The following is an 18,851-nucleotide window of genomic DNA, read 5'->3' on the forward strand; positions in this document are numbered from 1 at the left end:
CCGCATTCAAAAGGTGTATTTCTTTCGTCATGAGGTCACCATGAACCGTCCATCCTCACGTTTCCGACAGCTGTCCATCAAAAGCCGCCTGGTCGCTACCGTCGCCGTTCTGGTCGTGGTCAGTCTGGCGGTGGTCAGCACCTTCAATTTCCTGAGCCTGCAATCGACCACCCGGGCATCGGTGAACGCATCGGCCCAAAGCCTGGCGCTGGCGCGCGCCGAGGGCATCGGCCAATGGGTGGCCAGCAAGGCCGCCGTGGTGGGTGCGTTGCTGCCCGCCACCCAGGTGGAAGACCCCATGCCGGCGCTCACCCAGGCGGTCAAGAGCGGTTTCTTCGACACCACCTACATCGGCTACCAGAACAAAAAGGCCATCTTCTCGACACCTCAGAACCTGCCCCCCGACTGGGACCCGACCGGACGGCCGTGGTACATCCAGGCCGCGAAGGGGCAAGGGGTGGTGCTGACCGAACCGTATGTGGATGCGGGCAGCAAGAAGCTGGTCATGACCTTCGCGGTGGCTGACCGCAACGGCGGCGAGACGCGGGCAGTGGCTGCCGGCGACGTGTTCATGGACGTGGTGGCCGCGGCCGTGACCGCCATCAAGCCCACGCCCTCCAGCGATGCCTTCGTGCTGTCGGCCGAGGGCAAGGTGATGGTGCACACCAACCTGGACCTGGTGCTCAAGGAGGCGACCAGCCTGAGCCCCGCCCTGACGCCGGCGGCGGTGGGTGCGCTGGATGCCGACCTGACCGAGGTGGACATCGGCGGCACGGCCCGCCTGCTGACGGCGGTACCGGTGGCGGGCACCAACTGGAAGCTGGTGATCTCGCTGCACAAGGGCGAGGCGCTGGCCTCGGTGTCGAACTTCCTGCTGCAGTCCCTGATCGGGGCTGTGGTGGTGACCGTGGCGGCCGCCCTGCTGGCGGGCGCGGTGGTCGTGCGCTCGCTCCAGCGGCTCGATCGCCTGCAGGCGGCCATGCAGGACGTGGCCTCGGGCGACGGCGATCTGACCAAGCGGCTGGATGCCAGCGGGCACGACGAACTGGCCCGCATTGCCCAGGGCTTCAACGCCTTCGTCAACAAGATCCAGGCGACGCTGCGGGAGATCCGCGCCACCAGCGACGCCGTGCATGAAGCGTCACGCGAGATCGCCAGCGGCAACCACGACCTGTCGTCGCGCACGGAATCGGCCGCATCGAGCCTGCAGCAGACCTCGGCCACCATGGAGGAAATGACCTCGGCGGTCGCACAGTCGGCCCAATCGGCCCAGGAAGCCAACCGGATCGCGGGCGGGGCGGCAGCCTCTGCAGAGAGGGGTGGCGAGGTGGTCGGTCAGGTGGTGGCCAGCATGGAAGCCATCACCCACAGTTCGCGCAAGATCAACGACATCATCTCGGTGATCGATGGCATCGCCTTCCAGACCAACATTCTGGCGCTGAATGCGGCGGTGGAAGCCGCCCGCGCGGGCGAACAGGGCAGAGGCTTCGCCGTGGTCGCCGGCGAGGTGCGCAGCCTGGCCCAGCGCAGCGCCGAAGCCGCCAAGGAAATCAAGCAACTGATCGGCCACTCGGTCGAGAGCGTGGAGGCCGGATCGGCCCTGGTGGGGCGCACCGGCGAGGTGATGCAGGAGATCGTGCAGAACGTGCGCCGCGTCTCGCAGATGATGCAGGAGATTGCCACCGCCTCGTCGGAGCAGCAATCGGGCATCGAGCAGGTGGGCATGGCCATCGGCAATCTGGACCAGATGACCCAGCAGAACGCCGCCCTGGTCGAGGAAAGCGCGGCGGCCGCCAGCAGCCTGCAGGATCAGGCCGAGCGCCTGGCCCGCACCGTGGGCCAGTTCCGCATCGGTTGAGGCGACTCAGCGCACCCGCTGCACGTCCAGCGACGAGACGGGGCCGGCCCGGTTGCCCCAGGACTGCCGGATGAAGCTGGCCACCGCCGCCACCTCGGTGTCGGAGAGGATGGTGCGAAACGGCGGCATGCCGTAGGGCTGCGGGTTGCCGGCGGTGGCCGGCGAAAATCCGCCGCTGAGGATGGCCTGGATGGTGTTGACCGCCGATCCGGCAAGGACCGCCCGGTTGCCCGCCAGGGGCAGATAGGCGCCCGGTGCGCCCTGGCCCTGCGCGCCATGACAGTCGGCGCAGTGCTGCTTGTAGACCTTGGCGCCCAGGCGCATCAGGCCCTCGTCGGCATGCTCGAAGTCGGGCCGGCGGGCGGGCTGCGCTGGCAGTTCGCGCAGATAGGTGGCGATGGCCTGCAAATCGGCTTCATCCAGATGCGAGGTGCCATGAAAAACCACCTCGGCCATTGGCCCCATGACGGTGGCGCTGTCGATGCTGCCGTTTTTCAGCAGCGCCGCAATCCGGCTGGCTGGCCAGTCCTGCACGCCGGCCTCGGCCGGATCCAGCAGCGAGGGTGCGTACCAGCGGCCATCGGGCATGAGACCGCCGGCCAGGGCCAGCCCGGTGCCACCCAGCGCGTCGCGCGGGCTGTGGCAGGCGGCGCAATGGGCCACCCCTTCGGTCAGGTAGGCGCCTCGGTTCCATTCAGCGCTGCGCGTGGCATCCTCCATCTGCCGGCCAGGCTCGAAATTGAGCAGGCGCCACAGCGCCAGCGCCACCGGGGTGTTGTAGGGAAAGCGCAGGTCGTGCGGCTCGTTGGCGCGCGCCACGGCCGGAACCGAGCGCAGGTAGGCGTACAGGGCATCCGCATCGGGGTCGCTCAGGCGCGTGGTGTGGGCGTAGGGAAAGGCCGGATACAGCAGGCGTCCATCACGCGAAATGCCTTCATGCAACGCACGCCGGAAGGCTTGAGGCGACCAGTTGCCGAGACCGGTCTCCCGGTCCGGGGTCAGGTTGCCGCCCACCAGCGTGCCATAGGGGGTGCGGATCGGATGCCCGCCCGCGTAGGGCTCGCCGCCGCGGGCGGTGTGGCAGGCCACGCAGTTGCCCGCGCGCGCCAGATAGGCGCCACGGGCGACGGTGGCATCGTCGGCCATCGGCAGGTCGCCCGTCTGCGGCGGCAGCGCCGTCGCAGACAGCTCCATGCCAATCAGCGCGCCGAGCAGCAACACGGCGGCGGCCAGCACCGCCGCCACCACACGAAGAGGATGGCGGGTGTTCATGGCCGTCCCCCGCGGGCCGGCGGTGTGAGACCGCACTCCATGGGCATGGGCGCCGGCAGGGCCGCCTGCGGATGGGCCGGCACCAGCACAGGTTGCCACGCCAGCCAGCTGGCCACAGCCGAGATGTCCTGCGGTGCCATGGCGCGGGCGATGCGCGCCATGCAGTCGGGGGCGAAAGCCTGCCTCAAACCGGTCTGCCAGGCCCCCAGCTGGCCGATCAGGTAATCGCGCGGCAGGCCCAGCAGCCCCGGAACAGCCGGGGTCACACCGGTCATGGATGCGCCATGACAGGCCACGCAGGCCGGCAATCCACGGGCGGGGTCGCCCTGGCGAACCAGTTGCTCTCCTCGTGCCAGATCCGCCGGCCCGGCGGCCGGTGGCAGCGGTGGCGGATAGGGCAGGTCCAGACCGGCAAAGTGGGTCGCGATGTCGCGCAGGTAGGCATCGCTCATGTGATCGAGCAGAAAACTCATGCCGGCGTTGTTGCGCCGCCCATCGCGAAAGTGCAGCAACTGGTGATAGAGGTAACCGGCCGGCTTGCCCGCAATGCGCGGGAAGTAGCCTGCGTTGGTCGCGCGGCCCTCCTGCCCATGGCAGACGGTGCAGGCCTGCAAACGCTGGGCCAGGGTATCGGGTACGCGGTGCGGGTCGCCGGCGGCCATGGCCACAGTCGGCAGGAGCGCCCCCAGGATCAGATTCAACAGACAACGGAACATGGGCGCAGACCATATCACGCAGCGCATTCCCGGGTGAGGACCTACACTGATGCGCATGAGCCTCGATGCCCCTTTTGATGCGACGCGCTGCCCCCTGTGCGGCGCCGACAACCGCTGTGCCATGGAGATCGAGCGGGCCACCGGCCAGCCGCAAGCGCCCTGCTGGTGCGTGAGCGCATCGTTCGATCCGGCCCTGCTCGACAGGATCCCCGACGAGGCCCGCGGCAAGGCCTGCGTCTGCAGTGCCTGCGTGGCCCGCTTCGCGGCAGAGACCCGGGCATGATGGGCTGGCTGGACCGCTTCCCCCTGGGATGGCTGATTGCCATTGCCCTGTGGCTGGCCGTGGCGCCCATCGTGCCCGAACCGCACCTGATCGAGAAGTTGCGCATGCTCTCGCAGGACACACTGACCCGGCCGCTGGACATCTTTGACCTGCTGCTGCACAGCGCGCCGCTGGTGCTGCTGGGCATTCGGCTGTGGCGCATGTGGCAGAGGCCCCGGAACTGAACCGTGTCGCACCCACCTGGATCCCTGCCCGCCCTTCGCGAGCGCTACGGCGAACGTTACCGATGGCTGCTGCTGCTGTCGGTGATGGTCGGGACCATGGCCGCCATCATGTCCTCGACCATCATCAACGTGGCGATACCGGACATGAGTCAGCACTTCGTGCTGGGGCAGGAGCGCGCCCAGTGGGTGACCTCGGCCTTCATGGCCGCCATGACGGTGTCCATGCTGACCACACCCTGGCTGCTGGCGCGGTATGGCTACCGTCGCACCTACAGCACCTGCATCTGGCTGCTGCTGGCCGGTGGCCTGGCCGGGGGGGTGGCCAACCACTATCCCCTGGTGCTGGCGGCCCGCGTGGCCGAAGGACTGGCGGCGGGCGTCCTCCAGCCCATTCCGGCGATCATCATCCTGCGCGCCTTCGAGCCCCATGAACAGGGACGCGCCAGCGGCATTTTCGGCATGGGCGTGGTGCTGGCACCCGCGCTGGGCCCCAGCATCGGTGGCCTGCTGGTCGATGCCTTCGGCTGGCGATCGATCTTCTTCATGGTGGTGCCGTTCTGCATCGCCTCGCTCTGGCTGGCCCGGCGCTACGTGCCCGTCACCTCACCTGGCGGGCAGGCCGCCGACCCCAAGGGCGCCCGACTGGACTGGGCAGGCCTGACCCTGGCGACCATCGGGACACTGTGCCTGCTCAACGGCCTGGTCGAACTCCAGGGGTCGACACCGGCCTGGGGCATGGTGCTGCTGCTGACGGCACTCATGGTTCTCATCGGCTTTGTGTGGCTGCAGCGCCGGACCCTGCGCGCGCGACAACGACACCCCGACCGAGGCATGGACCCATTGATGAACCTGTCCCTGTTCAAGGACCGCCGGTTCGCGATGGGCAGCATCGTTGCCTTCATCTACGGCATCGCGCTGTTCGGCTCCACCTACCTGCTGCCGGTGTACATGCAGATGGGCCTGCAGCTGTCGGCCGCCTTCGTGGGCACGGCCTTGTTGCCGGCCGGCCTGATCCTGGCCATCACGATCGGGTGGGTCGGTCGGCTGACCGACCGGCAGCCCACCTACCGGCTGGTCAGCATCGGTCTGGCCCTGCTGGCGGCCTCGTTTGCCCTGATGCCCACGATCAACGGACAGGACCGGACACTGACCGTCTGGCTGCTGGTGGCCTGGGCCATTCTGGGCCGCATCGGTCTGGGCTTCATCCTGCCGTCGCTCAATGTCGGCGCGATGCGGGGACTGGAGCGCCACCACATTCCCCAGGGCGCCAGCGTGATCAACTTCCTGCGCATGCTCGGCGGTGCCGCTGGTGTCAGCCTGTGCGGCATCGTGCTGGAATGGCGGCTGGCCGCCCACCAGATCCCCCTGGCCGGGACCGGTGTGTCCACCGATCGCCTGGCCGCCTTCAACGAGACCTTCGGCCTGCTGGCGTTCATCTGCCTGCTGGCCCTGGTGGCCGCACGACAGATGCGTCACCCGCTGACACCCGAGGCAAAATAGGACCATGTGCCAGCTGCTCGGCCTCAACTGCGCCACCCCCACCGACGCCACCTTCAGCTTCACCGGCTTCTGCCAACGGGGCGGCGCCACCGACCACCATGCCGACGGCTGGGGCATCGCCTTCTTCGAGGGTCGTGGCCTGCGGCTGTTCGTCGATCATGAAAGCGCCGCCGACTCGCGCATGGCCGAATTCCTGCGCAGCTACCCGCTCAAGAGCAGGAACATCATTGCGCACGTGCGCAAGGCCACGATTGGCCAGGTGTGTCTGGAGAACGCACACCCGTTCACACGCGAGCTCTGGGGACGGCACTGGGTGTTCGCGCACAACGGCGACCTCAAGGATTATCAGCCGCACCTGCACGCCCAGTTCCGTCCGGTCGGCACCACCGACAGCGAGCGCGCCTTCTGCTGGCTGATGCAGGAAATGGCCAAGTCGCACGCCGATGTGCCCAGCGTGGCCGAGCTGACCCTGACCCTGCGCGAACTGATCCCCCAGGTGCGGCGCTTCGGCACCTTCAACTTCCTGCTGTCCAACGGCGAAGCCCTGTGGGCACACTGCAGCACCAAGCTGCACTGGCTGGTGCGCGAACACCCCTTCCGGCAGGCTTCCCTGATGGACCACGACTGGACCGTGGACTTTGCGCAGCTCAACCAGCCAGGCGACCGGGCCGCGGTCATCGTCACGACACCGTTGACCCGCGATGAGCAATGGACGGCCTTTGCCCCGGACGAACTCAAGGTGTTCGTGGACGGCCAACCCTTGGGGTAATCCCTCGTGTGGCGCGGGCGTGACCGGCATCGAGTGGGGCAGCGGCTTAGTATCATGACCAGCGCGGACAGCAGGCCCTGAAGCGGCTGCCGCCTTCGACAACATCCAACGGAGACCCTGACATGCAACGACGCCATTTCATTGCTGGCGGCCTGAGCGCCGCCGCCCTTCCCTCCTTGAGCTTCGCCCAAGGCATCGAGAAGCCCAAGGTCACGATCGCTGTCGGTGGCAAGAACCTGTTCTACTACCTGCCGCTGACGATTGCCGAGCAGCTGGGCTACTTCAAGGCCGAAGGGCTGGACGTCAACATCGTCGACTTCGCCGGCGGCTCGCGCGCCCTGCAGGCCGTGGTCGGCGGCAGTGCCGACGTCGTCTCGGGCGCCTTCGAGCACACCATCAACATGCAGTTCAAGGGGCAGCCCATGCGTGCCTTCGTGCTGCAGGGCGCCGCGCCGCAGATCGTGCTGGGCGTCAACCCCAAGACCATGCCCAACTTCAAGTCGGTGGCCGACCTCAAGGGCAAGAAGATCGGAGTGACTGCACCGGGCAGCTCCACCAACGTGCTGGCCAACTACGTGCTGGCCAAGGCTGGTCTCAAGCCCAGCGATGTGAGCTTCGTCGGCGTGGGCGCGGCCAATGGCGCGGTGGCGGCGATGCGCGCTGGCCAGATCGACGCCATCAGCAACCTGGACCCGGTGATCACGCTGCTCCAGCGCTCGGGAGACCTGAAGATCGTCACCGACACCCGCAAGGTGGCCGAGGCCGAACAGGTGTTCGGCGGCCCCATGCCGGCGGGCTGCCTCTATGCCCCCACCGCCTTCACCGACCGCAACCCCAACACCGCTCAGGCCCTGACCAACGCCATGGTGCGGGCCAACAAATGGATCCAGCAGGCCGGCCCCGGGGAGATCATCCGGGTCGTGCCCGAAAGCTACCTGCTGGGCGACCGCGCGGTCTACATCGACGGCTTCCTGGCATCCAAGCAGGCCATGTCGGTCGATGGCAGCTTCCCGGCCAAGGGCGCGGAAACCGCGTTCAAGGCGCTGGCCAGCGTCGACAGCAAGCTGGCCGAGGCCAAGCTCGACCTGAATGCCGTCTACACCAACGCATTCGTGCAGAAGGCCAATGCCAAGTACCCCAAGGGCTGAGATGAGCGCTCCCGCGATTGAACTCAAGGGCATTGCCTGCACCTTCGTCAGCAAGGACCAGCCCGGCCAGCGCTACACCGCTGTCAGCGATGTGGACCTGACCGTGGGTGCGGGCGAGTTCGTCAGCGTGGTCGGACCGACCGGCTGCGGCAAGAGCACGCTGCTGAACGTGGCGGCCGGCCTGCTCTCGCCCAGCAAGGGCAGCGTGAAGATCTTCGGTGAGCCCCTGGCTGGCATCAACAGCCGCGCCGGCTACATGTTCCAGGCCGAGAGCCTCATGCCCTGGCGCACCGCCCTGGACAACGTGATGGCCGGTTTGCAGTTCCGCGGCGTGCCGGAGCGCGAGGCCAGAACCCAGGCCGAAGACTGGTTGCGCCGAGTCGGCCTGGGCGGCTTTGGCGACCGCTATCCGCACCAGATGAGCGGCGGCATGCGCAAGCGCGCTTCGCTGGCGCAGACCCTGGTGATGGACCCGGACATCATCCTGATGGACGAGCCTTTTTCGGCCCTGGACATCCAGACGCGGCAGCTGATGGAAAACGAGGTGCTGGACCTGTGGCAATCGAAGAAGAAGGCCGTGCTGTTCATCACCCACGACCTGGACGAGGCGATCGCCATGAGTGACCGCGTGGTGATCCTCAGCGCGGGGCCGGCCAGTCATCCGATCGGCGAGTTCACCATCGACATCGAACGTCCGCGCGATGTGGCCGAGGTCAAGACCACGCCCCGTTTCCTGGAGCTGCACGCCGCCATCTGGGGCGTCCTGCGCGAGGAAGTCCTCAAGGGCTACCAGCAGCAGTTGCAGAAAGCGGCCTGAGCCGAACCGAGACCATTTCAAGACATGTGGAAGCTGATCCAACCCCGACCCGGCAACCTGCGCCTCTGGCAACTGGGCCTGCTCGTCCTGCTGTTCGTGTTCTGGCACGTGATGACCAGGCCCGGTCTGATCCCGCCGTTCATGTTCGACAACGACCGGCAGGCGGCATTCTTCTTCGGTGAGCCACTGAAGATCTTCGAACGCATCTGGGCCTGGTTCGTGACCGATGCCGACATCTACCAGCACCTGTGGATCACGCTGGCCGAGACGGTGATGGCCTTCGGCATCGGCGCCGTGGCCGGCCTGGGCGGTGGCCTGTGGCTGGCGCTCTCGCCCATGGCGTCGGCCATTCTGGAGCCCTACATCAAGGCCTTCAACTCCATGCCCCGCATCATCTTGGCCCCCATCTTCGCGGTGTGGTTCGGACTGGGCATGGGCTCCAAGGTGGCCCTGGGCGTCACGCTGGTGTTCTTCATCGTCTTCTTCAACGTCTACCAGGGTGTCAAGGAGGTCAGCCCGGTGGTGCTGGCCAACGCGCGCATGCTGGGGGCCAGCCAGAAACAGCTGCTGCGCCATGTCTATCTGCCCAGCGCCACCAGCTGGGTGTTCAGCTCTCTGCACACCAGCGTGGGTCTGGCCTTTGTGGGCGCCGTGGTTGGTGAGTACCTGGGCTCCAGCCAGGGTGTGGGCTACCTGATCCTTCAGGCCGAGGGCCAGTTCGACATCAACACGGTGATGGCCGGTATTCTGGTGCTGACCACCTTCGCCCTGGTGCTCGATGCCCTCGTGGGCAGGATCGAAAAGCGCCTGATGACCTGGCAGCCCAAGGCGGGCGAGACGGAAAAGCTCTGAGGATTCCCCATGAGTCCCTGGCTCACACTGGCGATCGCCATCGTGGCCGAGGTCATCGGCACCACGGCGCTCAAGGCCAGCGACGGTTTCACCCGGCTGTGGCCATCGGCCATTGTCGTGGTGGGCTACGGGGTGTCGTTCTACTGCCTGTCGCTGGTGTTGCGCAGCATTCCCGTCGGCATCACCTACGCCGTGTGGTCAGGGCTGGGCATCGTGCTGATCTCGCTGGTGGCCTTTGCCGTCTACGGCCAGCGCATCGACCTCGCCGGCCTGATCGGCATGGGCCTGATCATTGCCGGCGTGCTGGTGCTGAACCTGTTCTCGCGCTCGGCACCCCACTGAGCGCCCAGCTGGCCGTCAGAGCACGTTGACCAGCTTGTCCTGCAGTTCGGGCAGGCGCTTGGCACCGATGCGGTTCTCGGCCATGGCCGACTCCCACTGCAGGTAGACCTTGCGCAGGCCCTCGGTCCCCTGGGCGCGGGCGATGTTCTCGATCAGGGAGATGCGGGTGTGCTGACCGAAGATCGAGTTGACCGTGTTGATCATGAAGTTGCGCGCCATCTCGTTCTGCTCGGCCGAGCGCTCCTCCGGGGCCGGCAAGCGCGCCAGGAACGCCGGAGCTTGGACCTGGGCCTCGGGCGCAGCCTGTGCCGGCTTCTCCGCCTTTTCGGGTTTCTCCCGCGGCTTGGCCTCAATGCAACCCTTCTCCACCAACTCGCCGAGGATGGCGTCAATGCTGGCATCGCCGGCAAAAGTCGCCAGATCCTTGCCCGAGCGCTGGCCATCCACTAGGACCAGCACCCTGCGCACGAGGGGCGAAAGGCCCAGGGAACGTTTCTGGATCTCCTGCTGACCGGTCTCGGTCTTGGCAAAGGCCGCAGAGAAAAAATCGAATGTCATCTCGCTCATGGTCTGTCAGTTCGGAAGACGGGTGGATCCGAAATGCCCAACGACGGGCAAGGCTATGTAACAAAAGATTTTGAAATCAAGGACCTTGTTACACCATTCGGGTTTCCGAGATGACGATCGCCGTCTGTCGTGAAAAATCGACCGTCAGGCGGCCAACGCCGCCTCCAGGGCGTCGACGAACATGGCGGGCACATCGAAGCCGGTCTGATCGGTGATTTCCTGGAAGCAGGTCGGGCTGGTCACATTGATCTCGGTGACGCAGTTGCCGATCATGTCCAGCCCCACCAGCAGCAGACCGCGCGCCGCCAGCACCGGCGCGATGGCTTCGGCCACCGCACGGTTCTCGTCCGACAGTGGCTGGGCCACGCCCTTGCCACCGGCGGCCAGGTTGCCGCGCACCTCGCCGCCCTGCGGGATGCGGGCCAGCACGAAGGGCGCCACCTTCCCGCCGATCAGCAGCAACCGCTTGTCACCATCGACAATTTCCGGCAGGTAGCGTTGCACCATCACCGTGGTGTGGCCGCCTTGGTTGAGCGTCTCGATGATGGAGCCCAGGTTCATGCCATCGGGGCCGACGCGGAAGATGCCCATGCCGCCCATGCCATCCAGCGGCTTGAGGATGATGTCCCGGTGCTCGGCATGGAAATGACGAATGGCCTCTGCCGAGCGGGTGACCAGCGTGGGTGGCGCGTAACGGGCGAACTCCATCAGTGCCAGTTTCTCCGGGTGGTCACGCAGCGCGGCGGGCTTGTTGAACACCCGGGCCCCCTCGCGCTCGGCCTGCTCCAGCAGGTGGGTGGCGTAGAAGTACTCGCTGTCGAACGGCGGATCCTTGCGCATGATGACGGCGTCAAAGTCCTTGAGCGCTTCGCGCCCCTGATGCGTCACGTGGTACCAGTCATCGGGCAGGCCGGTGAGATGGATCTGCCGCACCAACGCAGTCACTGGCTGCCCCCCCTGCCATTGCAGGTGCTGGGGCTCGCAGGCGGCCACGGTGTGACCGCGCCGCTGCAGCTCGCGCATCATGGCAAAGGTGGTGTCCTTGTAGATCTTGAAACTGGCCAGCGGATCGGCCACAAATAGGATGTTCATGGTGTCGTGTGCTTTCGGATGCCGTACTGTTGCACAAACAGCGCGATCGCGCCGGCGACCACGCCCCAGAAGGCCGAACCGATGCCGGCGAGCACCACGCCGCTGAGGGTGACCAGAAAGGTGATCAGGGCGGCCTCGCGATGGCGTTCGTCCTGCAGGGCGGCATGCAGGCCGCCCCCGATGCTGCCCAGCAGCGCCAGCCCGGCAATCGCCAGCACCAGTTCCTTGGGGAAGGCCAGCAGCACGCCGGTGACGGCCGCGCCGACCAGACCGATCGCCAGGTACAGCAGCCCGCAGACCACCGCCGCGCTGTAGCGCTTGCTCCGGTCGGTGTGCGCCTCCTCGCCCATGCAGATGGCGGCCGTGATGGCGCTGAGGTTGAGCGCAAAGGCGCCAAAGGGGGCCAGGACCAGGGTGGCCACCCCCGTCAGGGTGATGATGCGCGAGATGGGCATGGCATAGCCGGCCGCGCGGATGGCCGCCACCCCGGGCAGGTTCTGCGAGGCCATGGTGACGATGAAGAGTGGCAGGGCCAGGCTGACGAACGCAGCCACCGTGAACACAGGCGCGGTGAACACCGGGCGCGCCCACGCCAGGGTCAGTGCCGAGGTCTGCAGCCGCCCCTGCACCAGCACCCAGGCCACGGCTACCAGCAAGGTCAGCGGCACCGCATAGCGCGGCGCCCAGCGCCGGCCGATCAGGTAGGTCAGCAGCATCAGCACCACCAGCGGCCAGTCGGACTGGGCCGCGCCAAACGCCTGCAAACCGAAGCGCGCCAGCACACCCGCCAGCAAGGCGGCGGCCAGCGCCATCGGAATGCGGTTCATCACCCGCTCGAACCAGCCTGTGGCACCCACCAGCACGATCATCGCAGCGCACAGCATGAAAGCCCCCACGGCCTCGGCCATCGAAAAGCCACCGGCGAGACCGGCCGTGGCGAGCACGGCGGCGCCCGGGGTGCTCCAGGCCACCATCACCGGCTGGCGCAGCACCAGCGACGGCACGGCGGTGCACAGGCCCATGCCCAGGCCCAGCGCCCACATCCACGACGTGATCAGCTCGGGCGTGGCACCGAAGGCCTGCGCCGCCTGGAACACGATGGCCACGGAACTGGTGAAGCCCACCAGCACCGCCACAAAACCGGCGGTCGCAGCCGGCAGGTTGACATCTCGAAAAAAGCTTGGCATCCGGCGATTGTGCCGGCTGCGGACTCAGATCGAGATCTTGGAACCCAGTTCGATCACCGCGTTGTTGGGCAGGTTCAGGAACTCCGCCGCCGCGCCCGCGTTGTGGTGCATCTGGGCGAACAGCTTCTCGCGCCAAGGGGCCATGCCGCCGCCCATCGACGGCACCACCAGTTCGCGCGAGAGGAAGTAGCTCGTCGTCATGGGGTCGAGTTCGCAACCGCGCCCACGCAGCGATTCCAGGGCCTTGGGCACGTCCGGGTCGTTCTTGAACCCGTAGTGGATGATCACCTGCCAGCAATCGTGGCCCAGCGGCTCCACTTCCAGCCGCTTGTCCAGACCGATCCAGGGCACCTCATGGGCGCGCACGGTGACGAACAGGTTCTGCTCGTGCAGGACCTTGTTGTGCTTGAGGTTGTGCAGCAAGGCATTGGGCACGCTGCCGGTCTCTGCGGTCAGGAACACCGCGGTGCCGGGCACGCGGGTGGGTGGCTCGAAGAAGACGGCGTCCAGAAAGCTGCCCAGTTCAATGGCGTCAGCAGCCTGTGCCTTGGCCATCAGGGCGCGGCCCTGCTTCCAGGTCATCATCAGGGTGAAGACGATGCCGCCGATCACCAGCGGGAACCAGCCCCCTTCGAACAGCTTGAGCAGGTTGGAGGCAAAGAAGGCCAGATCGATCACGAAGAACCAGCCGGTGGCCAGCAGGCACAGCAGCAGGGGGTAGCGCCAGCCGTGTCGGATCACGAAGAAGGTCAGGATCGTGGTGATGAGCATGTCCAGGGTGACGGCGATGCCATAGGCCGACGCCAGGTTGGACGAGGACTTGAACAGGCCGACCGCCAGCACGATGGCCACGAACAGTCCCCAGTTGACCAGGGGGATGTAGATCTGCCCGGTGTCCTTGACGCTCGTGTGCCGGATGTGCAGGCGCGGCAGATAGCCCAGCTGGATGGCCTGCTTGGTGACGCTGAAGGCCCCCGAGATGAGCGCCTGCGAGGCAATCACGGTGGCCATGGTCGCCAGCCCCACCAGGGGCAGTTGCAGCCAGTCGGGTGCCATGTTGAAGAAGGGGTTCTTCACCGCCTCGGGATCTGCCAGCAGCAGCGCCCCTTGCCCGAAGTAGTTGATGGTCAGACAGGGCATGACCACAGAGAACCAGGCCAGGCGGATGGGCTTGCGCCCGAAATGCCCCATGTCGGCATATAGGGCCTCCCCCCCGGTCACGCACAGCACCACCGCCCCCAGGATGATGAAGGTGATGCCCGGCTGCTCCCACATGAAGCGCAACGCGTGATGCGGACTCAGGGCCGCCAGGATCTCGGGGTGATCGATGATCTGGTAGATCCCCAGCAGGGCGATCGTCGCAAACCAGACCAGCGTGATGGGGCCGAAGAACTTGCCGATCCCCCCGGTTCCGCGCTTTTGCACCGCGAAGAGTACAAACAGGATGACCAGGGTCAGCGGCAGCACCGCCTTGCGGAAGTTGGGCGAGACCACCTCCAGGCCTTCGACCGCCGACAGCACCGAGATGGCCGGGGTGATGACACCGTCCCCGTAGAACAGCGAGGTGCCGAAGATGCCCACCACCAGCAGGCGCTGGCGCAGCACCGGCTTGTCCTTGACCGCCTGCGAAGCCAGGGCCAGCATGGCGATCAGGCCCCCTTCACCGCCGTTGTCCGCCCGCAGCACGAGGGTGACGTACTTGAGCGAGACGATGACGGTCAGCGTCCAGAAGATGATGGAGAGCACACCGTAGACATTGGCGTGCGTGAAAGGCACGTGACCGGAGCCAAAGACTTCCTTGACGGCATACAGCACGCTGGTGCCGATGTCGCCATAGACCACGCCGATGGCGCCCAGGGTGAGCGCCGCCAGAGACGATTTGCTGGATGACACAGATGCGTCCGGACGGTGAATCATCCGGAACCGTTGCCTCGAAGCCGCCGATTCTGCGCCTGCCCGCCCGAAAAATCATCAGGGCCAAGGAGCCCTGCCGTCAGGCGGCCAAAAACGTGTTGCGCCGCAGCAACTCAGTCGTAGTTCTCGGCGTCCGGGTCGGTCGCCTCAAGTTCGTAAGCCGCCGCCAGCATGGCCAGGCGACCGATCACACCGTACATGTAGAAGCGGTTGGGCACGCTGGCCCCAGGCTTGACACCCGGCTGGGGCAGCTGCGCGCTCTGCTCGAAAGCCAGCGGCACGAAGCTCGCACCCGGCGCATTGAGGTTTTCATCGGTGCCGCGCTGGGCATGCACCCGGTAGAAGCCCCCCACCACGTAGCGGTCCATCATGTAGACCACCGGCTCGGCCACGGCCGCGTTGATGCGCTCGTTGGTCAGCACACCTTCCTGGATGATGACCTCGGAAACCGTTTGCCCCGCCTGTACGGTGGCCATGCGCTCGCGCACCGCCGGCGTCATCGCATCGATGTCCTTGACATCGCGAACCGTCAGGATGCCCAGTCCACCGGTCCCGTTGTCGGCCTTGATGACGACGAAGGGCTTCTCGTTGATGCCGTATTCCTTGTACTTGCGGCGGATCTTGGTCAGCAGGGCATCGGTGTTGCTGCGCAGGCACTCGAGTCCACGCTCCTCGGCGAAGTTGACCTCACCGCACTGGCTGAACATCGGGTTGATCAGCCAGTGGTCCATGCCCAGCAGCTTGCCAAAACGCTTGGCGACCTCTTCGTAGGCCTTGAAGTGGTTGCTCTTGCGGCGCGTGCCCCAGCCAGCGTGCAGCGGCGGCAGCAGGTACTGTTCGTGCAGGTCTTCCAGCATGCCGGGCACCCCTGCGCTCAGGTCGTTGTTGAGCAGGATGGTGCACGGGTCGAAATGCTTGAGCCCCAGGCGCCGCTTGCTGCGCACGAGCGGCTCCAGGGTGACCGACTCGCCACCGGGCAGCTCGAAGGTGCGCGCCGTGTCGATCTCGGGCGACAGCGAACCCAGGCGGACATTCAGGCCCGCCTGGTAGAAGATGCGCTGCAACTGCGCCAGGTTGCTCAGGTAGAAGGTGTCGGTGCTGTTCTCGGGAATCAGCAGCAGGTTCTTGGCCTCGGGGCAGATCTTCTCGATGGCCGCCATGGCCGCCTGCACCGCCAGCGGCATCATCTCGGGCGTCAGGTGGTTCCAGCCAGCCGGAAACAGGTTGGTGTCCACCGGCGCGAGCTTGAAACCGGCATTGCGCACGTCCACCGAGGTGTAGAAGGGCGGGGTGTGCTCCATCCACTCGAGACGGAACCAGCGCTCGATCACCGGCGTGGACTCCAGGATCCGCTGCTCCAGTTCGTTGATCGGACCGTTCAGGGCAGTGACAAGATGGGGAACCATGGGAGGACCTTTGCGGAGGAAAACGGGCGACCAGTCCATTGTAGGGACTGGACATGACCCGCAAAGGTCGGATGTGGGGCCGAACCCCGGACTTGCAAGTCCCGCTCAGGTGCGGATTTCGCCTTCGCCCAGCACCACGTATTTCAGCGAGGTCAGTCCCTCGACACCCACCGGGCCGCGGGCATGAAACTTGTCGGTACTGATGCCGATTTCAGCGCCCAGCCCGTACTCGAAGCCATCGGCGAAGCGGGTGCTCGCATTCACCATGACGCTGGCCGAATCGACCTCGCGCAGGAAGCGCTGGGCATGGATATGGTCGGTGGTAAGGATGGCCTCGGTGTGGTGGCTGGAATAGCGGTTGATGTGGGCGATGGCCTCGTCCACACCATCCACGATCTTCACGCTGACCACCGGCGCGAGGTATTCCTCCGCCCAGTCCTGCTCGGTCGCGGGCCGCGTGCTCGCACCGGGCACGTCTGCCAGAATGGCCAGAGCCTCCGGGCAGCCACGCATCTCCACGCCCTTGGCCGCGTAGACGGCACCGATCTTCGGCAGAAACTCGGACGCGACGCCACGCGCCACCAGCAGGCTTTCGGTGGCGTTGCAGGGGCTGTACTTCTGCGTCTTGGCGTTGTCCGCCACCTTGACCGCCATGGCGATGTCGCAAGGGTCGTCCACGTAGGTGTGGCAGTTGCCGTCGAGATGCTTGATGACGGGCACCTTGGCCTCGGCGCTGATGCGCTCGATCAGTCCCTTGCCACCGCGCGGGATGATCACGTCCACGTACTGCGGCATGGCAATCAACTGGCCCACGGCGGCGCGGTCGGTGGTCGGCACCAGTTGCACCGCGTCGGCCGGCAGGCCCGCGGCCACCAGGGCCTGCTGCACCAGCGCGGCCAGCGCGCGGTTGGAATCGATCGCCTCGGAACCGCCGCGCAGGATGCAGGCGTTGCCGCTCTTGATCGACAGGCTGGCGGCCTCGATGGTCACGTTCGGGCGGCTTTCGTAGATCATGCCGAACACGCCGATGGGCACCCGCATCTGGCCCACGCGGATGCCGCTGGGCTGCTGCTTCATACCCATGATCTCGCCGATGATGTCGGGCATCGCGGCCAGCTGCTCGCAGCCTTCGGCACAGGTCTCCAGCACCTTGGGCGTGAGCTTGAGCCGGTCCACCATCGGCTCGGCCAGACCGGCGGCACGGGCGCGCTCCAGGTCCTTGGCGTTCTCCACCTGCAGCGGCGCCACGTTCTCGCGCAGCAGCCGCGCCAGTTCGCGCAGCGCCTTGACCTTGGTCGCGGCGCCGGCCTTGGCCATGAGCGCCGACGCGGCCTTGGCCTGGCTGCCCAGGGTGTTCATCAGTTCGGAGGTGGATGTCGCGTTCATCCCGCGATTTTCTCACCTCCGGCCCCTCTCGCGCATCAGAAGGGGTAGTGGCGCGGCGTGGTCTGCACCGTGATCCATCGCAGGTCGGTGAACTCGGCGATGCCGGCCTTGCCACCGAAGCGGCCGATGCCGCTGCCCTTGACCCCGCCAAAGGGCATCTGAGCCTCGTCGTGCACCGTCGGTCCGTTGACGTGACAAATACCGGAATCGATCTTGCGGGCCACGTTGAAAGCCCGTGCGATGTCACGGCCGAACACCGCGGCCGACAGGCCGTATTCGTTGTCGTTGGCGCAGGCAATCGCCTCCTGCGTGTCCTTCACGCGCACGATGCACTTGACCGGCCCGAAGGTCTCTTCGTGGTAGATGCGCATCTCGGGTGTGACATGGTCCAGGACCGTGGCAGGCATCAGGGTGGTCTCGACCTTGCCACCACAGACCAGCTTGGCGCCCTTGGCCAGCGCGTCGTCGATCAGGGCGTTGCAGTGATGGACCGTGCTCATGCCGATGACCGAACCCAGCACCACGGGATCGGGTTTGCGGGGGTCACCCAGCGGCAGCGCCCTGGCCTTCTCGCCGAATTTCTTCACGAATTCGTCGGCCACCTTCTGGTCGACGATGATGCGCTCGGTACTCATGCAGATCTGGCCGCTGTTGGCGAAGCAGCCGAAGGCCGCGCCGTTGACCGCATCGTCCAGATCGGCGTCATCCAGCACCACCAGCGGCGCCTTGCCACCCAGCTCCAGCACCACCGGCTTGAGGTACTTCGCGCAGGTGGCGGCGATGATCTTGCCCACCTTGGTCGAGCCGGTGAAGTTCACCCGCCGCACCGCCGGGTGCGCCACCATGGCCTCGACCACAGCGCCGGCATCGGCCGGGGCATTGGTCACGTAGTTCACCACGCCGGGCGGGAAGCCCGCGTCCTGCAAAGCCTCGATGATCAGGCCGTGGGTGCGCGGACAGTTCTCGCTGCCCTTCAGGATCACGGTGTTGCCACAGGCCAGCGGCGTGGCAATCGCGCGCACACCAAGGATGATGGGCGCGTTCCAGGGGGCGATGCCCAGCACCACACCGGCTGGCTGGCGCACGCCCATGGCCAGGCTGCCAGGCACGTCCGACGGGATCACCTCACCGGCCACCTGGGTGGTCAGGGCAGCGGCCTCGCGCAGCATGCCGGCCGCCAGATGGGCGTTGAAGCCCGCCCACATCGCGGTGGCGCCGGTCTCTGCCGCGACCGCCTCGATGAACTGAGGCGTCTTGGCCTCCAGCGCGTCGGCGGCCTTGAGCAGCAGGGTGCGGCGCTCGGACGGGCCGGTCTCGCTCCAGGTCTTGAAGGCTTCGGCCGCTGCCTCCACCGCCATCACGGCATCGGCCGGCGATGCAGCGGGGGCACGTGTGGCCACGCTGCCATCGAGCGGATTTCGCCGTTCGAAGCTGGCGCCGTGTTCGGCCGACACCTTCAGGCCGTTGATGAGCATGGACAGATCGGACATGGTTTCTCTCCTGTGTTATTGGAAAACG

18 protein-coding genes are annotated in these 18,851 nt (G+C 66.5%); 9 read left to right on the forward strand and 9 right to left on the reverse strand.

Annotation, left to right across the window (positions count from 1 at the left end; genetic code table 11):
* Window positions 1-40 precede the first annotated feature (40 nt).
* Window positions 41-1,858, forward strand: a complete 1,818-nt coding sequence (locus ACFQNJ_RS12770) for a methyl-accepting chemotaxis protein (protein ID WP_382257975.1) — start codon at window positions 41-43, stop codon at window positions 1,856-1,858.
* A gap of 6 nt (window positions 1,859-1,864) precedes the next feature.
* On the opposite strand, the gene ACFQNJ_RS12775 is transcribed toward ACFQNJ_RS12770, so the two are convergent.
* The gene (locus tag ACFQNJ_RS12775) at window positions 1,865-3,130 is read right to left on the reverse strand and encodes a c-type cytochrome (protein ID WP_382257978.1); all 1,266 of its coding nucleotides are present in this window, start codon (window positions 3,128-3,130) and stop codon (window positions 1,865-1,867) included.
* Window positions 3,127-3,846 carry a c-type cytochrome gene (locus tag ACFQNJ_RS12780; RefSeq protein WP_382257980.1) on the reverse strand — a complete coding sequence of 240 codons (720 nt, stop codon included), beginning with the start codon at window positions 3,844-3,846 and terminating at the stop codon, window positions 3,127-3,129. Before ACFQNJ_RS12780 ends, ACFQNJ_RS12775 begins: the two co-directional genes overlap by 4 nt.
* A 55-nt stretch (window positions 3,847-3,901) precedes the next feature.
* Here ACFQNJ_RS12780 and ACFQNJ_RS12785 point away from each other — a divergent pair, with 55 nt between their 5' ends.
* From ACFQNJ_RS12785 to ACFQNJ_RS12820, 8 genes are all read left to right on the forward strand, one after another.
* Window positions 3,902-4,129, forward strand: coding sequence for a cysteine-rich CWC family protein (locus tag ACFQNJ_RS12785; RefSeq protein WP_382257983.1), 228 nt, complete (start codon window positions 3,902-3,904; stop codon window positions 4,127-4,129).
* Complete coding sequence (locus ACFQNJ_RS12790; protein ID WP_382257986.1) at window positions 4,126-4,353, forward strand: hypothetical protein; 228 nt, start codon at window positions 4,126-4,128, stop codon at window positions 4,351-4,353. Before ACFQNJ_RS12785 ends, ACFQNJ_RS12790 begins: the two co-directional genes overlap by 4 nt.
* 3 nt (window positions 4,354-4,356) lie before the next feature.
* Complete coding sequence (locus ACFQNJ_RS12795; RefSeq protein ID WP_382257989.1) at window positions 4,357-5,853, forward strand: MFS transporter; 1,497 nt, start codon at window positions 4,357-4,359, stop codon at window positions 5,851-5,853.
* 4 nt (window positions 5,854-5,857) lie between these two features.
* The gene (locus ACFQNJ_RS12800) at window positions 5,858-6,622 is read left to right on the forward strand and encodes a class II glutamine amidotransferase (protein ID WP_382257992.1); all 765 of its coding nucleotides are present in this window, start codon (window positions 5,858-5,860) and stop codon (window positions 6,620-6,622) included.
* Window positions 6,623-6,744: 122 nt separating this feature from the next.
* A complete protein-coding gene (locus ACFQNJ_RS12805) occupies window positions 6,745-7,770 on the forward strand; it encodes an ABC transporter substrate-binding protein (protein WP_382257995.1) in 1,026 nt (341 codons plus the stop codon).
* A gap of 1 nt (window position 7,771) precedes the next feature.
* The gene (locus tag ACFQNJ_RS12810; RefSeq protein ID WP_374641826.1) at window positions 7,772-8,587 is read left to right on the forward strand and encodes an ABC transporter ATP-binding protein; all 816 of its coding nucleotides are present in this window, start codon (window positions 7,772-7,774) and stop codon (window positions 8,585-8,587) included.
* Between the two features lie 24 nt (window positions 8,588-8,611).
* A complete protein-coding gene (locus ACFQNJ_RS12815) occupies window positions 8,612-9,439 on the forward strand; it encodes an ABC transporter permease (RefSeq protein ID WP_374641828.1) in 828 nt (275 codons plus the stop codon).
* A 9-nt stretch (window positions 9,440-9,448) separates the two neighbouring features.
* Window positions 9,449-9,781: an SMR family transporter gene (locus tag ACFQNJ_RS12820; RefSeq protein ID WP_382258000.1), complete on the forward strand. Its 333-nt coding sequence runs from the start codon at window positions 9,449-9,451 to the stop codon at window positions 9,779-9,781.
* 15 nt (window positions 9,782-9,796) lie between these two features.
* Here the strand turns inward: ACFQNJ_RS12820 and ACFQNJ_RS12825 are convergent, their stop codons facing one another.
* The 7 genes from ACFQNJ_RS12825 to ACFQNJ_RS12855 all read right to left on the reverse strand — a co-directional run bounded on the left by ACFQNJ_RS12825 (window position 9,797) and on the right by ACFQNJ_RS12855 (window position 18,823).
* Entirely contained in the window at window positions 9,797-10,339 is a 543-nt protein-coding gene (locus ACFQNJ_RS12825) for a hypothetical protein (protein ID WP_382258003.1), read from the reverse strand.
* Between the two features lie 153 nt (window positions 10,340-10,492).
* Entirely contained in the window at window positions 10,493-11,440 is a 948-nt protein-coding gene (gene gshB / locus ACFQNJ_RS12830) for a glutathione synthase (protein ID WP_374641834.1), read from the reverse strand.
* Complete coding sequence (locus ACFQNJ_RS12835) at window positions 11,437-12,627, reverse strand: benzoate/H(+) symporter BenE family transporter (protein WP_382258006.1); 1,191 nt, start codon at window positions 12,625-12,627, stop codon at window positions 11,437-11,439. Before ACFQNJ_RS12835 ends, gshB begins: the two co-directional genes overlap by 4 nt.
* Window positions 12,628-12,651: 24 nt before the next feature.
* Window positions 12,652-14,520 carry a potassium transporter Kup gene (locus tag ACFQNJ_RS12840; RefSeq protein ID WP_374641838.1) on the reverse strand — a complete coding sequence of 623 codons (1,869 nt, stop codon included), beginning with the start codon at window positions 14,518-14,520 and terminating at the stop codon, window positions 12,652-12,654.
* Window positions 14,521-14,654: 134 nt separating this feature from the next.
* Window positions 14,655-15,947, reverse strand: a complete 1,293-nt coding sequence (gene gshA, locus ACFQNJ_RS12845; RefSeq protein WP_382258009.1) for a glutamate--cysteine ligase — start codon at window positions 15,945-15,947, stop codon at window positions 14,655-14,657.
* A 105-nt stretch (window positions 15,948-16,052) separates the two neighbouring features.
* Window positions 16,053-17,333 carry a glutamate-5-semialdehyde dehydrogenase gene (locus ACFQNJ_RS12850; RefSeq protein WP_382258012.1) on the reverse strand — a complete coding sequence of 427 codons (1,281 nt, stop codon included), beginning with the start codon at window positions 17,331-17,333 and terminating at the stop codon, window positions 16,053-16,055.
* A gap of 35 nt (window positions 17,334-17,368) precedes the next feature.
* Entirely contained in the window at window positions 17,369-18,823 is a 1,455-nt protein-coding gene (locus ACFQNJ_RS12855) for an aldehyde dehydrogenase (RefSeq protein WP_382258015.1), read from the reverse strand.
* Between the last annotated feature and the right edge of the window lie 28 nt (window positions 18,824-18,851).

Source organism: Hydrogenophaga bisanensis (genome assembly GCF_042665135.1).
GTDB classification, from domain to species: domain Bacteria; phylum Pseudomonadota; class Gammaproteobacteria; order Burkholderiales; family Burkholderiaceae_C; genus Hydrogenophaga; species Hydrogenophaga bisanensis.

Coding starts and splice junctions, on each gene's coding strand:
- ACFQNJ_RS12800 (WP_382257992.1), top strand. CDS start 5,858: ATGTGCCAGCTGCTCGGCCTCAACTGCGCCACCCCCACCGACGCCACC.
- ACFQNJ_RS12825 (WP_382258003.1), bottom strand. CDS start 10,339: ATGACATTCGATTTTTTCTCTGCGGCCTTTGCCAAGACCGAGACCGGT.
- ACFQNJ_RS12855 (WP_382258015.1), bottom strand. CDS start 18,823: ATGTCCGATCTGTCCATGCTCATCAACGGCCTGAAGGTGTCGGCCGAA.
- ACFQNJ_RS12820 (WP_382258000.1), top strand. CDS start 9,449: ATGAGTCCCTGGCTCACACTGGCGATCGCCATCGTGGCCGAGGTCATC.
- ACFQNJ_RS12780 (WP_382257980.1), bottom strand. CDS start 3,846: ATGTTCCGTTGTCTGTTGAATCTGATCCTGGGGGCGCTCCTGCCGACT.
- gshA (WP_382258009.1), bottom strand. CDS start 15,947: ATGGTTCCCCATCTTGTCACTGCCCTGAACGGTCCGATCAACGAACTG.
- ACFQNJ_RS12850 (WP_382258012.1), bottom strand. CDS start 17,333: ATGAACGCGACATCCACCTCCGAACTGATGAACACCCTGGGCAGCCAG.
- ACFQNJ_RS12810 (WP_374641826.1), top strand. CDS start 7,772: ATGAGCGCTCCCGCGATTGAACTCAAGGGCATTGCCTGCACCTTCGTC.
- ACFQNJ_RS12785 (WP_382257983.1), top strand. CDS start 3,902: ATGAGCCTCGATGCCCCTTTTGATGCGACGCGCTGCCCCCTGTGCGGC.
- ACFQNJ_RS12790 (WP_382257986.1), top strand. CDS start 4,126: ATGATGGGCTGGCTGGACCGCTTCCCCCTGGGATGGCTGATTGCCATT.
- ACFQNJ_RS12805 (WP_382257995.1), top strand. CDS start 6,745: ATGCAACGACGCCATTTCATTGCTGGCGGCCTGAGCGCCGCCGCCCTT.
- ACFQNJ_RS12770 (WP_382257975.1), top strand. CDS start 41: ATGAACCGTCCATCCTCACGTTTCCGACAGCTGTCCATCAAAAGCCGC.
- ACFQNJ_RS12775 (WP_382257978.1), bottom strand. CDS start 3,130: ATGAACACCCGCCATCCTCTTCGTGTGGTGGCGGCGGTGCTGGCCGCC.
- ACFQNJ_RS12835 (WP_382258006.1), bottom strand. CDS start 12,627: ATGCCAAGCTTTTTTCGAGATGTCAACCTGCCGGCTGCGACCGCCGGT.
- gshB (WP_374641834.1), bottom strand. CDS start 11,440: ATGAACATCCTATTTGTGGCCGATCCGCTGGCCAGTTTCAAGATCTAC.
- ACFQNJ_RS12815 (WP_374641828.1), top strand. CDS start 8,612: ATGTGGAAGCTGATCCAACCCCGACCCGGCAACCTGCGCCTCTGGCAA.